This window comes from Bacteroides sp. AR29, assembly GCF_900217715.1.
GTDB lineage: Bacteria > Bacteroidota > Bacteroidia > Bacteroidales > Bacteroidaceae > Bacteroides > Bacteroides uniformis.
The window spans coordinates 1-14,464 of the sequence record NZ_OBMS01000024.1 but is presented as its reverse complement, the minus strand read 5'-3'; the positions used below and the strand labels follow the sequence as shown (position 1 = coordinate 14,464).

Sequence of the window (14,464 nt, the reverse complement as noted above, 5' to 3'; positions counted from 1 at the left end):
CTATACTCGTCAAGAATAGAAAGACAATTGTCCTCGCAAGAGTATACAAACCTAAACACTTAACAAAAGACTATTATGCGTATTATTTTCTGTCTGATGGTTTTCTTGTTCATAGGAAAGAACACGATGCTGGCACAGCAGCTGTCCTCATTCGTAGAATATGGAGCAGCCCTGCATACCGGTGACAATACTCCTCTTTGGCAGGTCAGCAACCAGCAAGGACTCACTTCGCTCGACAACAATACTTACATACGTGGAGGAATATCCTACAAACACCAACTTGGAAAATGGAAGTTTGAAGAAGCACTGGATTTGGTTGCAGCAGCCGGATTCAGCACGACCTCCTTCATTGTACAGCAGGCTTACGTAGACATCCGTTACAAGTGGTTTGGATTCTTTGCCGGAAGCCGGGAACAGAATTCTCCATTGCTGAATCAAGAGCTGAGCAGTGGCGGCATGACCTGGTCGGGCAATGCGCGTCCCATCCCACAAGTACAGATAGGCATACCCGAGTATGTACAGTTGCTACCCCGTTTAGGCCTGAAAGGAGAAATCTCGTACGGATGGTTTACAGATAACAAATACCAGCGGGAGCAAGTCGGAGAAAAATACTGGTACACCAAGAGTATCAAATACCATCATAAAGAAGGGTTCCTGCGTATCGGCATACCCAAAGGAAAATGGCAACTGGAACTCGGAATGACCCTCGACACCCAATTCGGAGGATACAAGATTGGAGGTTCCGAATCGGGAGACTTGGGCAACGGATGGAAGGATTACGTACGCGTATTCTTCCCCGGCCACGGGCGTGAGGACGGACCGGTAGGTGAACATCTGGCTTTCCAAGGCAATTTTCTGGGTAGCGAATATATCAAAATGACTTATCGTCCTAAGGAAGATTTCTCCATCAGCGCCTATCTGGACAATCATTTTGATGACTTCTCCGCCATGGCCAAACTCAACGGTTGGGATGGCTTATGGGGTGTGGAATATAAATCCAACCATAGACAAGCCATCAACGGAATCGTTATCGAATATCTCCAGACTACCAATATGAGCGGTCCACTGCACGGTTTGCAAAATTCTGTAGTAGGTAAGACCGGAGGAGCCGACAACTACTATAACAACGGTTACTACCCAGGATGGGCACATTGGGGTATGGCGATAGCCAATCCGTTGATAGCATCGCCTATCTATAATAAGGATGGCGATATGAGTTTCAAGTACAATCGCGTTAAGGCCCTGCATCTGGGATGGAGCGGCGACATCAGCAGTGAGTGGAGATATGTGGCAAAATTGTCCCACAACAGAACTTGGGGAACTCCTCATCGTCCAATACCCGATATATTAGAAAATTTTTCTACTTTTGCATCGTTTTACTATATTCCCCGTAAATGGAAGGGCTGGTGCTTCAACGCGTCCCTTGCATTGGATATGGGAGAGATATATGGAGACAATTTTGGATTCCAACTGAAAGTACATAAAACATTTTAAGAAAATGAACTACATACAAACAGAGATTGACGGCGTATGGCTGATTGAGCCGAAAGTATTCCATGATGCCCGCGGATACTTTATGGAAGCATTTAAGGAAGAAGAGTTCCGTGCACATGTCGGAAACGTTCACTTCATCCAGGACAATGAGTCCAAATCCTCTTTCGGTGTATTACGTGGTCTTCATTACCAGAAGGGTGATTGCAGCCAAGCCAAACTGGTACGTGTCATTAAGGGAAAAGTGCTGGACGTGGCTGTCGACTTAAGAAAATCTTCTCCCACTTTCGGAAAGTATGTCAGTGTGGAGCTAAGTGAGGAGAACAAAAGACAATTCTTCATTCCGCGTGGTTTTGCCCACGGTTTTCTGGTGCTGAGCGATGAAGCTGTCTTTACATACAAGGTAGACAACGTATACGCACCACAATCCGAGGCATCCATCCGTTTTGACGACGAAACCATCGGTATTGAATGGCCCGTTGCTACGGAACAGCTTCTATTATCAGATAAAGACGGACATGCCGTATCGTTCAAGGATGCGGTCTATTATGAATAAAATATGAAAATAGCCATTGTCGGTACAGGATACGTCGGTTTGGTAACCGGAACCTGCTTTGCGGAAATCGGTGTCAACGTTATTTGCGTAGACACGAACAGTGAAAAGATAGAGTCACTGAAAAAGGGTGTTATTCCTATCTATGAAAATGGACTGGAAGAAATGGTTAGCCGGAATGTGAAAGCAGGACGCCTACAATTCACCACGTCTCTGGAGAGTTGTCTGAATGAGGTGGAAGTGGTATTCAGTGCCGTAGGTACACCACCCGATGAGGATGGAAGTGCCGACTTGAGCTATGTGCTGGAAGTTGCCCGCACCATTGGACGCAATATGCAGAAATATGTGTTGGTGGTAACCAAAAGTACCGTTCCCGTAGGTACTGCCAGAAAAGTGCGGGCTACCATTCAAGAAGAACTTGATAAGAGAGGGATGAACATTGACTTCGATGTCGCTTCGAATCCCGAGTTTCTGAAAGAAGGTAATGCTATCAACGATTTTATGAGTCCCGACCGTGTAGTGGTGGGAGTAGAGTCCGAACGAGCCAAGAAGATAATGAGCAAGCTCTACAAACCATTCCTGCTGAACAACTTCCGTGTCATCTTTATGGACATCCCTTCTGCAGAAATGACAAAGTATGCAGCTAACTCCATGCTTGCCACCCGCATCAGCTTCATGAACGACATTGCCAATTTGTGCGAATTGGTGGGAGCGGATGTAAACATGGTGCGCAGTGGTATCGGTTCGGATACCCGTATCGGACGCAAGTTCCTCTATCCGGGGATAGGTTACGGCGGTTCATGCTTCCCTAAGGATGTAAAGGCACTGATTAAAACGGCTGAACTGAGCGGCTACAAGATGCGTGTACTCCATGCAGTAGAGGAGGTGAACGAGAAACAGAAGAGTATCTTATTCGAAAAGTTGCAGAAGCATTTCAATAATGATTTGGAGGGAAAGACCATTGCCATTTGGGGGCTGGCCTTTAAACCCGAAACAGATGACATGCGTGAAGCCCCGGCTCTGGTATTGATTGACGAGTTGCTGAAGGCCGGTTGTAAAGTACGTGCCTACGACCCGGCTGCCATGAACGAATGCCGACGCCGCATAGGAGAAAGTATTTATTATGCGACAGATATGTATGATGCTGCGCTGGATGCAGATGCACTGATGCTGGTGACCGAATGGAAAGAATTCCGCCTGCCTTCATGGGCAGTCATCAAGAAAACTATGGAGCAGCCGTTGGTATTGGACGGACGTAACATTTATGACAAGAAAGATATGGAAGAACAAGGTTTCACATATCATTGCATCGGAAAATAAAGTTGCAGAAAAAAGAAAAGAAATAAATAGGGACGTTATGACAATAAAAGGAAGTGCGATTCTCATTGTACTTGTTGTCTCATTGGCCTCATGCAGCAACAGACAAACAGGAGAGGTTTCCGTAAAGGAAGACCTCATTGCAAAACAACTGTTACAAGGCATCTGGGTGAACGATGAAACAGAAATGCCGTTGATGCGCATCGAAGGGGATACGGTATATTATGCCAACCCGCAAAGCGCTCCCGTACCTTTCAAGGTTGTTCACGATACAATCTACATATACAGCAATGAACCGGTGGCCTATAAGATAGACCGTCAAACGGAATACAGCTTCTGGTTCCACTCGCTGGCCGACGAAGTAATTAAACTGCATAAATCAGAGAATGCGGAAGATTCTTTGGTTTTCACCAGTCGAGAAGTGGAGGTCATTTCTACTACTCCGGAAGTGATAAAGAAAGACAGTATCGTAACATACAAGAATACAAGATATAGGGGATATGTATATATCAACCCTTCAAAGATGAAGGTTTTCAAGACTTCCTATTCTGAAAATGGAATCAGTGTGGACAATGTGTATTATGATAATGTAATCCACATCTGTGTATACGAAGGGAAGAAGATGCTTTATGGCCAGGACATCACTAAAAAGATGTTTGCGGATATATTCCCTGCCGAAATGCTGGACCAGGCCATTCTTGCCGATATGAATTTCATGGGTGTGGATAGTAAGGGGTACCATTATCAGGCAACCCTCGGCATACCCGAAAGTTCCGTATACAATTTGGTAAATATGATTATTGGTTTTGACAATACAATGAACATAGAAAAAGCGGAATAAATCCGCTTTTTCTATTTCTTTTCTTCACCACAATGTTTATTTCTTCTCGCCGCCATTCTGTGGACGTTTGGCTCTGGGCTTTCCACCTTTACTGTTGTTACGGCCGTTCTTGTTTCCTCCTGGCTTACGTCCGTTTCCACGGCCGCCCCGTCTTCCTCCGTCAAATGCTCTCGGCTTGTATTCGGGGGCTTCGCCCAGCTCCTCGGGAACCGGTATTTTATAGATGTCCCTATCCAGGAATTTTTCGATATTCTTAAAGTTCCCCTGCTCCTTTTCGGAAACGAAAGTGATGGCTACGCCGTCATTATTGGCACGCGCCGTACGTCCGATGCGGTGCACATAATCTTCACTGTCGTGGGGAACGTCATAGTTTATCACCAGACGGATGTCATCGATATCAATACCTCTCGCAACGATATCTGTAGCTACCAGGATATTGATACGTCCTGCCTTGAATTCGTACATCACTTCTTCGCGCTGTGCCTGCTCTAAATCGGAGTGCATTTCACCAACGTTCAGTTTCATCTGCTTCAAGGCTTTGGTCACTTCCTTCACTTTCAGTTTGGAAGAAGCAAAGATGATGACGCGTTCCGGCGTCTCCTCTGCAAAGAGGCTACGGATGATGCCCAGCTTCTGATTCTCGTAGCAGACATAGGCTGCCTGCACAATCTTTTCCGCTGGTTTGGAAACCGCCAACTTCACTTCGGCGGGATTGTTCAGAATGTTGCCAGCCAACTGTTGTATCTTGGCAGGCATGGTAGCAGAGAACATAATGGTCTGCCGCTCTTTAGGGAGAAACTTGACAATCTGCATAATGTCATCATAGAATCCCATATCCAGCATCCGGTCTGCTTCATCCAAAATAAAATAAGAGACACGCGAAAGGTCTACATAGCCAAGACTGAGGTGGGCTATCAGACGTCCCGGAGTGGCAATGACAACATCTGCACCCAATGTCAAACCTCTTTTCTGCTGTTCGAACAGAACTCCGTCATTACCGCCATACACTGCCACACTGGAAACCGGCATGAAGTAGGAGAAGCCCTCCATCTGCTGGTCTATCTGTTGTGCCAACTCACGGGTAGGAGCCATGACAATGCAATTGATAGCATCGGCAGGGTGTCCACCTTCTGAAAGCTTGTTCAATATAGGCAACAAATATGCAGCTGTTTTTCCCGTTCCGGTTTGTGCCACCGCTATTAAATCTCGGCCTTCAAGTATAACGGGAATTGATTGTTCTTGTATGGGGGTGCACTCTTCAAAGCGCATGGCATCCAGTGCCTCCAGCACATTGCCATTCAAATGTAGTTCTGAAAACTTCATGTATCTCTTTTAAATTTGAGCACAAAGATAGGACTTTTTTTTGAATGTACTAATGAATTAATGGATATCAATGTATGAATCCTTGAAACCTAAGAAGTAAAGTACCCCGTCCAAACCAATGGTGTTGATGGATTGCTTGGCATTGGCAACTACTTTGGGCTTTGCATGGAAAGCGATTCCAAGGCCGGCAATTCCCAGCATGGGCAGGTCGTTGGCACCGTCGCCCACAGCAATAGTCTGCGCAATATCCACTTTCTCCACCTGAGCTATCAAACGCAGCAACTCTGCCTTACGCTTACCGTCGACTACATCACCGAGATAGCGGCCGGTCAGTTTGCCATCCTCTATTTCCAACTCGTTGGCATACACATAGTCTATACCGTACTTCTTCTGGAGGTACTGCCCGAAGTAGGTAAACCCTCCCGAAAGAATAGCTATCTTGTAACCGTATTTCTTCAAAACATACATCAGGCGATCCACACCTTCCGTAATGGGAAGATTTTCTGCAATCTCCTGCATCACGGACTCATCCAATCCTTTCAGCAAAGCCACTCGTTCGCGAAAGCTCTCAATGAAATCTATCTCACCACGCATGGCACGTTCGGTAATGGCCTTTACCTGGTCGCCCACACCTGCACGTATGGCCAATTCGTCAATTACTTCTGTTTCAATCAGCGTAGAGTCCATATCGAAGCAAATGAGGCGGCGCATCCGGCGGTACATATTGTCCAACTGGAAAGAGAAATCCATTTCCAGTTCGGTTGCCAGTTTCATCAACTGCTCTTGCATGGCAATACGGTCTTTCGGAGTGCCACGAACGGAAAATTCGATGCAGGCGCGTGTACGCGATTCGCATTCGTCCAGCGGGATACGCCCTGTAAGGCGCTTGATGGCATCGATATTCATGCCTTGCTCTGCAAGAATACGGGTAACGGCAGATATTTGACGGGCAGACAACTTACGCCCCAATAAAGTAAGAATATAGCGGTTCTTTCCCTGCATATTCACCCAATCCTCGTACTCTTTGGTAGTAATGGGGTAGAAACGGACAGTCACTCCCAGGGAGGAAGCCTTGAAAAGCAGTTCCTTCATAATGAACCCCGAGTGTTGTTCTTCCGTCTTGCACAAAATGCCCAACGAAAGAGTATTGTGAATATCTGCCTGGCCAATATCCAGAATGGTAGCATCGTATTTAGCCAGAATTTCCGTTACGGAAGCTGTCAGTCCCGGACGGTCTTCACCCGTAATACGTATCAGGATGAGTTCAGTGTTCAATGATTGCATAAGTCATCTTTTTGATAGAATAATAGGCTACAAAAGTAAGGAAAATTCCCGCTATTTATGCTAAATAACATAAAAATATGACTTTAAAAAGTAAGAAAAATGCTTGTTTATTTGGAAGTTTGTTTAGGAATTACTTACCTTTGCACCCGATTTCAGAATTAAAAGCTTTGATTATCAGTATCTTTATCACTATTCAAGGCTTTGACAAGACGATGTTCCGGGAAGAAATCACTGTTGAAGGACAGTCCCGGATAGTATTAACCAAAACCGTGCCGCATGAAATATGCAAAATGGATTTTTGTTGTATTACTAATAAGTTCCTTGACTTCTTTTGTAGAAAAAGACAAACCTACCGGAGGTTTGAATGTGGGTGACATGGCCCCGGATTTCAAAATCCAAACCATGTCGGCAGAGCAATCCCAAACCGAACTTTCAGACTTGAAAGGAAAGTATGTATTGCTCAGTTTTTGGGCAAGTTACGACGCGCAGTCCCGGATGCAAAACGCAAGTTTGAGCAATGCGCTTCGCTCTACTGCCCGCAACAATGTGAAGATGGTTTCAGTTTCATTCGATGAGTATCAGTCAATCTTTGAAGAAACCATCCGTAAGGACCAAATAGTTACGCCCACTTGTTTCGTGGAAACTAAAGGCGAATATTCCGGCCTCTTTAAGAAATATCGCTTAGGCCGCGGATTCACTAACTATTTACTGGATGATAATGGTGTAATTATTGCCAAAAACATCTCTGCTGCAGAACTTTCCGCTTACTTGAATTAAGCTTGCTGATGCCCGGTGCATACAACAGCAACTTAAAAAACCTGTAAGACGAAAGTGAGGGTGTTCCCTAGAAACCGACGTCTCTTTCCGGCAAAAAAGGGAACAGAACAAAAGAGGAAAATGAATACAACAAAAAGCCCCTCCCGCACTTGTACAACGCAAAAGTGGGAGGGGCTTCTTATTTTAATGGGCTTCCAGAGACAAACATCCTAAACCTCTGCTTTAGTACGCCAAACCTCAACTTGAGCAAGCTGAAGTAGAGGTTTAGAATGCTTATTTCGGCGCTTTCCTATATAGATAGAATGCAATGAAGGCATACATTATATTCGGTATCCACACAGCGATGACCGGAGGCATGTTGCCGTTCACGGCAAATGTGGAAGCAATGGTCTGAAACAGAATATAAGAGAAACTCAATGCCAAGCCTATACCTAAATGCAATCCCATTCCACCTTTCGTTTTCTTGGAAGACAAAGACACTCCAATCAGCGTCAGGATAAAGGAGGCAAACGACATGGCAATGCGTTTGTGGTACTCTATCTCAAATTCCTTAATGTTGGCAAAGCCGCGTTGCCGCTGCCTGTTGATGTACTCGCTTAGCTGAGGGCTGGTCAACATCTCCTGCTGGTTCTTCATAATCAGGAAGTCGGCAGGCTCCATAAAAAGGGTAGTGTCTATGCGGTCACCCTTCGTGATACTCTCCTTCATGCCATCCATCTGGCGAATCATATAATCCTTGATTTTCCACTTATGCACGGCCGTCGTGTCGTAGGTAATGGAACGGGCTGTAAGGTGGGAGACCAGTTGCTTGTCATTGAACTTGTCCAAAGAAAAGCGATAACCGGTCTTGCTGTAGTCTTCAAAACGTTCGATATAGGCAATTACCCCCGAATCCACTTCCAGCTGGATGTTCCGTGCCGTATTCGCCTTACGGGGTTTGTAGTACTTGTCCTCAAAATTGATACGTGTCACACTGCCTTTGGGAATGACATAAGACCCGAGGCAGAACGTCACTACCGCAATGATTGCCGCAGATACCATATAAGGACGCAACATACGCTTGAAACTCATTCCCGTAGAGAACATGGCAATAATCTCCGAGTTCTCCGCCAGTTTGGAAGTAAAGAAGATTACGGCGATAAATACAAACAGCGGACTGAACAGATTGGCAAAGTAGGGGATGAAGTTCAGATAATAATCAAAGACAATAGCATTCCACGGCGCTTCATGAGACATGAAGCGGTCCATCTTCTCGTTGAAGTCGAACACCACCGCAATGGAGATAATCAATGCGATGGCAAAGACATATGTACCCAGGAACTTCTTAATAATGTACCAGTCCAGCCGCTTCAGGAATTTACCTCTCGGCAGCTTTATATTCTTCCATATCCTCCAGTTCATTTTTCTCATAATCTTGTCGATACGCGTTTCACCATCATCGGTTTCCAGGTAGCAAAGTCGCCTGCAATGATATGCTTACGTGCCTCGCCTGCCAGCCACAGATAGAAAGCCAAGTTGTGGATAGATGCTATCTGCATGGCAAGCAGCTCTTGTGCATGGAACAGATGGCGCAAGTATGCCTTGCTGTACATGGTATCTACGTAGGAGGCACCGTCTGCTTCAATGGGAGAGAAATCCATTTCCCATTTTTTGTTGCGCATGTTCATGATGCCGTCCTTGGTAAACAACATGCCGTTGCGTCCGTTGCGGGTAGGCATCACACAGTCGAACATATCGACACCGCGTTCAATGCCCTCTAGAATGTTTACCGGGGTCCCGACTCCCATCAGATAGCGAGGCTTGTCTTTGGGAAGAATACCGTTCACCAGCTCAATCATCTCGTACATCTTGTCTACAGGCTCGCCCACAGCCAGACCACCAATGGCATTACCGTCAGCACCTTTAGAGGCAACAAACTCTGCTGACTGCTCGCGGAGGTCGCGATAGACGCACCCCTGCACAATGGGAAATAAGGATTGCTGATAACCGTATTTCGGTTCTGTTTCGTTGAAACGCTTGATACAACGGTCCAGCCAGCGATGTGTCAATCCCAGTGATTTTTTGGCATATTCGTAGTCCGAATCCCCCGGAGGACATTCATCAAAGGCCATCATGATGTCTGCACCGATAGTCCGTTCTATATCCATCACCTTCTCCGGTGTAAAGATATGCTTGCTACCGTCGATGTGTGAACGGAATTCCGCACCTTCTTCGCGCAACTTGCGGATACCGGACAACGAGAATACCTGGAAACCGCCGCTGTCTGTCAGCATAGGACGGTCAAAGCCGTTGAACTTATGCAGTCCACCGGCTTTCTCTATCACTTCCAGTCCCGGACGCAGATAAAGATGATAGGTATTACCCAATATAATCTGCGCCTTTATATCCTCTTTCAGCTCAGGCAGATGCACGCCTTTCACTGTTCCCACTGTACCTACCGGCATAAAGATAGGTGTCTCAATCTGCCCGTGGTCAGTAGTAATCAGTCCGGCACGTGCATTGGTCTTGCTGTCTGTATATTGTAACTCGAATGTCATTCCTCTTTCTTTTCGGTCTTTTCTTTCTTTACGGACAAGTCGATGGCATCGGCTACTTTTTCATCAGTCAGCGCAATGGCAAACACTTCCTTAATATCTTTCACATAGTGGAAAGTCAGTCCTTTCAGATATATATCCTGTATCTCTTCTATATTCTTGCGGTTCTCGTCGCTCAAGATAATCTCCTTGATACCGGCACGCTTGGCAGCCAGTATCTTCTCCTTGATGCCTCCTACCGGAAGTACCTTACCGCGAAGTGTTATCTCTCCCGTCATGGCAAGATTGGCCTTCACCTTTTTCTGGGTGAGGGCAGAAGCGAGGGAGGTAGCCATCGTGATACCGGCAGACGGACCGTCTTTCGGAATGGCGCCTTCGGGCACATGGACATGGATGTTCCAGTTATCAAAAATCTCTTCGTCAAGATTCAGCAGGGAGGCATGCGCCTTGATGTATTCCAATGCCAGCATGGCCGACTCTTTCATTACATCACCCAAATTGCCGGTCAATGTCAAACGTCCACCCTTGCCACGACTCAGGCTGGTTTCCACGAAAAGTATTTCACCACCTACGGCAGTCCACGCCAGACCGGTCACCACCCCTGCATACTCATTACCCTGATACTTGTCCCGGGTATATTCGGGTGCACCCAGGAATTCATACAAGTCTCCCGGTTTTATTTCGGTCTTCGCAAAATAACCGTCCGTAGCATATTGGCGTGCAGATTTACGGAGTATCTTTCCGATTTTCTTTTCCAGTTCGCGCACGCCGCTCTCACGGGTATAATTCTCTATAATGGCTTCCAGTGTGTTCTTCGGAATCTTGATATCATTCTTTTTCATACCGTTTGCCTCCAATTCCTTCGGAACCAGATGGCGGCGGGCAATCTCAATCTTTTCTTCCGTGATATAGCCGCTTACCTCAATCAGCTCCATACGGTCCAGCAACGGTCCGGGGATGGTATTCAGATTATTGGCAGTAGCGATGAACATCACTTTGGACAAATCATAGTCCACATCCAGAAAGTTATCATGGAATGTAGTATTCTGTTCCGGGTCGAGCACTTCGAGGAGGGCAGAGGAGGGGTCTCCCTGGCGGTCGGCACTCACCTTGTCTATTTCATCCAGAATAAATACCGGATTGGAGGAGCCTGCCTTTATCAGATTCTTGATAATCCGTCCCGGCATGGCACCGATATAGGTTTTACGATGACCGCGAATCTCAGCTTCATCATGCACGCCTCCCAGCGACATACGGATATACTTACGCTTCAAGGCGGCAGCAATGGAACGCCCCAAAGAGGTTTTTCCCACACCCGGAGGGCCATACAGGCAGATGATGGGTGATTTCATATCGCCTTTCAGCTTTAATACAGCAAGATGTTCCAGAATGCGTTCCTTCACCTTCTCCAAACCATAATGGTCTTTGTTCAGTGTCTTTTCTGCATTGACAAGGCTCAGATTATCCGTCGTATAAATGCCCCACGGCAAACTAAGCATCGTCTGCAGATAGTTCAGCTGCACGCTATAGTCGGGAGACTGGGGATGGGTACGTTCCAACTTATCCACCTCTTTCAGGAACGTAGCCTTCACCTCATCATTCCATTTGATGGTCTCCGCCTTCTTACGCATCTCCTCTATTTCCTGCTCTTGACCGCCGCCACCCAGCTCATCCTGAATGGTTTTAATCTGCTGCTGCAGGAAATACTCACGCTGCTGCTGGTCTATATCCTCACGTGCACGCATCTGGATAGACTCTTTGATTTCGGCAAGCTGCACTTCACGATTCAGAATCTCAAGCAGGCGGTAGGTACGCGCCCGCAAAGAGTCGATACGGAGCAGTTCTATCTTTTCGTCTTTCTTGAGTGGCAGGTTCGTACAGATAAAGTCTACCAAAAACATTGGATTGGTAATGTTCTTGATGGCAAATGCCGAATCCTGCGGAAACATATCGGATGACTTGATGTAGCGTACTGTCAAGTCTTTACACGCCTCTACCAATGCATGGAATTCCTTGTCATTCTTCTCCGGAAGTTCTTCATTCAGCGTAGCTATCCGTCCCTTCAGATAAGGAGTCGTATCCGTAATCTCCTTCAGTTCCATACGTTTGGAGCCTTGCAGAATGACTGTAGTCGTCTGGTCTGGCATTTCAAGCACACGTACTATCTTGGCAACTGTACCGATGGTATGTAAATCCTCAAACAGAGGTGTCTCTGTTTCAGCCACCTTTTGGCATACAACAGCTATATAAGAATTTTTCTTTTCTGCTTCACGCACCAATTTGAGGGAAGATTTTCTTCCTACAGATACCGGCATAAACACCCCAGGGAACAATACCATATTTCGGAGAGGCAATATCGGTAAAACCTCTTCTACCTCAATGTCCATCAATTGTTCTTCATTCCCCTCAAAATCAGCAATTACAGAGAAAGCGTTTCCGCTTCTATCTTCGACATCACTCAGGTAATTTCTTTTCTTCATTTCTTTCTTTTTAGTTTATGTCATATTGGCAGGCCAATAAAGCGCCTGCAAAGTTAAGCTATTTCTTCATAAATAAACGTTCTTCACCCTTTAAAAAGACAAAAACAGTGCCAATTTTATGACAAATATGCAGGCTTTGATTATTTTTGAGCCCAATTAAAGAAGATAAACATGCCAAAATCATCTTTTAAGTTTAAACAATTTACCATATTTCATGATAAATGCGCCATGAAGGTCGGCACAGATGGTGTACTACTTGGGGCATGGGCCCCGGCAGACAAAGCAAAGCGTATACTGGACGTTGGAACCGGTACCGGATTAATAGCCTTACAGTTAGCGCAAAGGAATCCGCATGCCCGGATTACTGCAATCGAGATAGATGCGGCTGCAGCCGGACAAGCCACAGAAAATGTATCTCACTCTCCATGGGCCGATAGAGTAGAGGTCATATGTCATGATTTCCGAGATTATCAGCCGGAAAACAGATTTGACCTCATCGTTTCCAATCCTCCCTATTTTATAGATGCGTTGAAATGTCCTGACGAACAAAGGTGCACAGCACGGCATGCGGGCAATTTGAATTACGATTTACTGTTTCATCGTTCGGCATCTTTGCTTGAAGAGCAAGGAGTCGTAAGCATCATTATTCCAGCGGAAGCTGAAAAAACGGTTGTGGATACAGCTTGGAACCATAAGTTGTTTCCATTGCATCGTGTGCAAGTCTTCACCAAGCCCGGAAAACCGTGCAGACGGGTATTGCTGAACTTTGGTTTTGAAGCAAAAGAGTGTAGAGAAGAGAAACTCTGTATTGAGGTGAATCACAATGAGTTTACCCCTGAATATGTAGCTTTAACGAAAGATTTCTATCTGAAAATGTAATTTTAATTGCATAAAACTTGCCTAAATGTTTGGTTGGTATCAGAATTGTTTTTACCTTTGCACTCGCTTTTCAGAAGTAAAGTATTCGGGGTGTAGCGCAGTCCGGTTAGCGCACCTGCTTTGGGAGCAGGGGGTCGTGGGTTCGAATCCCGCTACCCCGACTGATAAGAATCAAGGAGTTACAGTGAAATGTAGCTCCTTTTTTATTCTCCGAATGGGGCGGTTTACCTTTGGTTTAACCGAGTGAGTTAAACCGAGAGTTAAACCAAAAATGAACATGGATGCTACAATTTCAGTGGTTTGTTACAAATCCAAGACCCTATCTAATGGCGAACACCCTCTAATGCTTCGTATCAGTAAAGACGGAAAGAAGAAATACCAAAGTTTAGGAATATCTGTAAATCCCAAGTTTTGGGACTTTCAGAAAAATAAGCCGAAACCTAAATGTCCTAACTTGGAGTATCTTCAAAAGATTATTCTTGATAAGAAGCTGGAACTTCAAAAGAAAATGCTTGAAATAAAGTCTGGCCAAAAAGAATACTCGGCTGCAACTCTGATTGAAGCAAATGAAAAGCTGCTGGTTGCCAAAACCGTAGATTGCTTTTATAAAGAAATAATTGCTCAGTGTGAGATTAATGGAAAATCCAGTGTAAGCTGCCCCCTAAAACCAAGCGATTCTGCCCCCTTAAAACATTCAACAATGCCCCCTTAAAAAGTCTTGACCGATGGGGTTATTATTATTTTAGTTTATTTCCCTCTGTATGCAGCCATTTTACGGACACTTTCTCCTGTCAGCTCAATCCGGTGCGCCGTATGTATAATACGATCCATAATGGCATCTGCTACTGTAGGGTCTCCGATTGCATCATACCAATTGTCCGTTGGCAGTTGCGAGGTGATGATGATGGACTTGCGCCCATGTCGGTCCTCTATTATATCGAGCAGGATGGGTCGTTCCTTGGCATCAAGGTTCACAAGGAAGAGG

The 14,464-nt window shown here is 45.6% G+C and carries 12 protein-coding genes, 1 tRNA gene and 1 pseudogene; 8 read left to right on the top strand and 6 right to left on the bottom strand.

The features are described 5' to 3' along the window. Positions 1-75 precede the first annotated feature (75 nt). Genes CSD97_RS14790 through CSD97_RS14775 form a run of 4 tightly spaced genes read left to right on the top strand, consistent with a single transcriptional unit; the run spans position 76 to position 4,202 of the window. Positions 76-1,494: a capsule assembly Wzi family protein gene (locus tag CSD97_RS14790; protein WP_005837139.1), complete on the top strand. Its 1,419-nt coding sequence runs from the start codon at positions 76-78 to the stop codon at positions 1,492-1,494. A gap of 4 nt (positions 1,495-1,498) precedes the next feature. Beyond that, positions 1,499-2,047 (top strand): dTDP-4-dehydrorhamnose 3,5-epimerase, encoded by a 549-nt coding sequence (rfbC, locus tag CSD97_RS14785; RefSeq protein WP_005825481.1) that lies wholly within the window; start codon positions 1,499-1,501, stop codon positions 2,045-2,047. Positions 2,048-2,050: 3 nt separating this feature from the next. After that, entirely contained in the window at positions 2,051-3,364 is a 1,314-nt protein-coding gene (locus CSD97_RS14780; RefSeq protein WP_005825480.1) for a UDP-glucose/GDP-mannose dehydrogenase family protein, read from the top strand. Positions 3,365-3,401: 37 nt separating this feature from the next. Further along, positions 3,402-4,202, top strand: a complete 801-nt coding sequence (locus CSD97_RS14775) for a DUF4738 domain-containing protein (protein WP_005837141.1) — start codon at positions 3,402-3,404, stop codon at positions 4,200-4,202. 36 nt (positions 4,203-4,238) lie between these two features. Here CSD97_RS14775 and CSD97_RS14770 read toward each other — a convergent pair whose 3' ends face one another. Together CSD97_RS14770 and serB are read right to left on the bottom strand one after the other, a co-directional pair. Next, complete coding sequence (locus tag CSD97_RS14770; RefSeq protein WP_016273758.1) at positions 4,239-5,525, bottom strand: DEAD/DEAH box helicase; 1,287 nt, start codon at positions 5,523-5,525, stop codon at positions 4,239-4,241. Positions 5,526-5,582: 57 nt separating this feature from the next. Continuing rightward, on the bottom strand, positions 5,583-6,809 hold the full coding sequence (gene serB / locus CSD97_RS14765; RefSeq protein WP_098032623.1) for a phosphoserine phosphatase SerB: 1,227 nt from the start codon (positions 6,807-6,809) through the stop codon (positions 5,583-5,585). Between the two features lie 276 nt (positions 6,810-7,085). Between serB and CSD97_RS14755 the strand changes: the two genes are divergently transcribed. Then, positions 7,086-7,586, top strand: a complete 501-nt coding sequence (locus CSD97_RS14755) for a thioredoxin-like domain-containing protein (protein ID WP_005825473.1) — start codon at positions 7,086-7,088, stop codon at positions 7,584-7,586. 273 nt (positions 7,587-7,859) lie between these two features. Here the strand turns inward: CSD97_RS14755 and CSD97_RS14750 are convergent, their stop codons facing one another. From CSD97_RS14750 to lon, 3 genes are read right to left on the bottom strand one after another with little or no spacing between them, the layout of a single operon-like run. Continuing rightward, the gene (locus CSD97_RS14750; protein ID WP_005825471.1) at positions 7,860-8,996 is read right to left on the bottom strand and encodes an LptF/LptG family permease; all 1,137 of its coding nucleotides are present in this window, start codon (positions 8,994-8,996) and stop codon (positions 7,860-7,862) included. Next, positions 8,993-10,123, bottom strand: coding sequence for a tRNA guanosine(34) transglycosylase Tgt (gene tgt, locus CSD97_RS14745; RefSeq protein WP_005825470.1), 1,131 nt, complete (start codon positions 10,121-10,123; stop codon positions 8,993-8,995). The genes CSD97_RS14750 and tgt overlap by 4 nt, the downstream gene beginning before the upstream one ends. Continuing rightward, positions 10,120-12,600, bottom strand: a complete 2,481-nt coding sequence (gene lon, locus CSD97_RS14740; RefSeq protein WP_005825468.1) for an endopeptidase La — start codon at positions 12,598-12,600, stop codon at positions 10,120-10,122. The genes tgt and lon overlap by 4 nt, the downstream gene beginning before the upstream one ends. Positions 12,601-12,771: 171 nt before the next feature. On the opposite strand from lon, the gene CSD97_RS14735 reads away from it, so the two are divergent. The 3 genes and pseudogenes from CSD97_RS14735 to CSD97_RS14725 all read left to right on the top strand — a co-directional run. Then, a complete protein-coding gene (locus tag CSD97_RS14735) occupies positions 12,772-13,479 on the top strand; it encodes a methyltransferase (protein WP_005825467.1) in 708 nt (235 codons plus the stop codon). Between the two features lie 86 nt (positions 13,480-13,565). Further along, positions 13,566-13,640, top strand: a tRNA-Pro gene (locus tag CSD97_RS14730). Between the two features lie 116 nt (positions 13,641-13,756). Next, positions 13,757-14,116, top strand: a pseudogene (locus CSD97_RS14725) (Arm DNA-binding domain-containing protein); the annotation flags it as partial. 110 nt (positions 14,117-14,226) lie between these two features. Here CSD97_RS14725 and CSD97_RS14720 read toward each other — a convergent pair. Beyond that, a partial coding sequence (locus tag CSD97_RS14720; RefSeq protein WP_159461934.1) for an ATP-binding protein occupies positions 14,227-14,464 on the bottom strand: 238 nt, incomplete at its 5' end.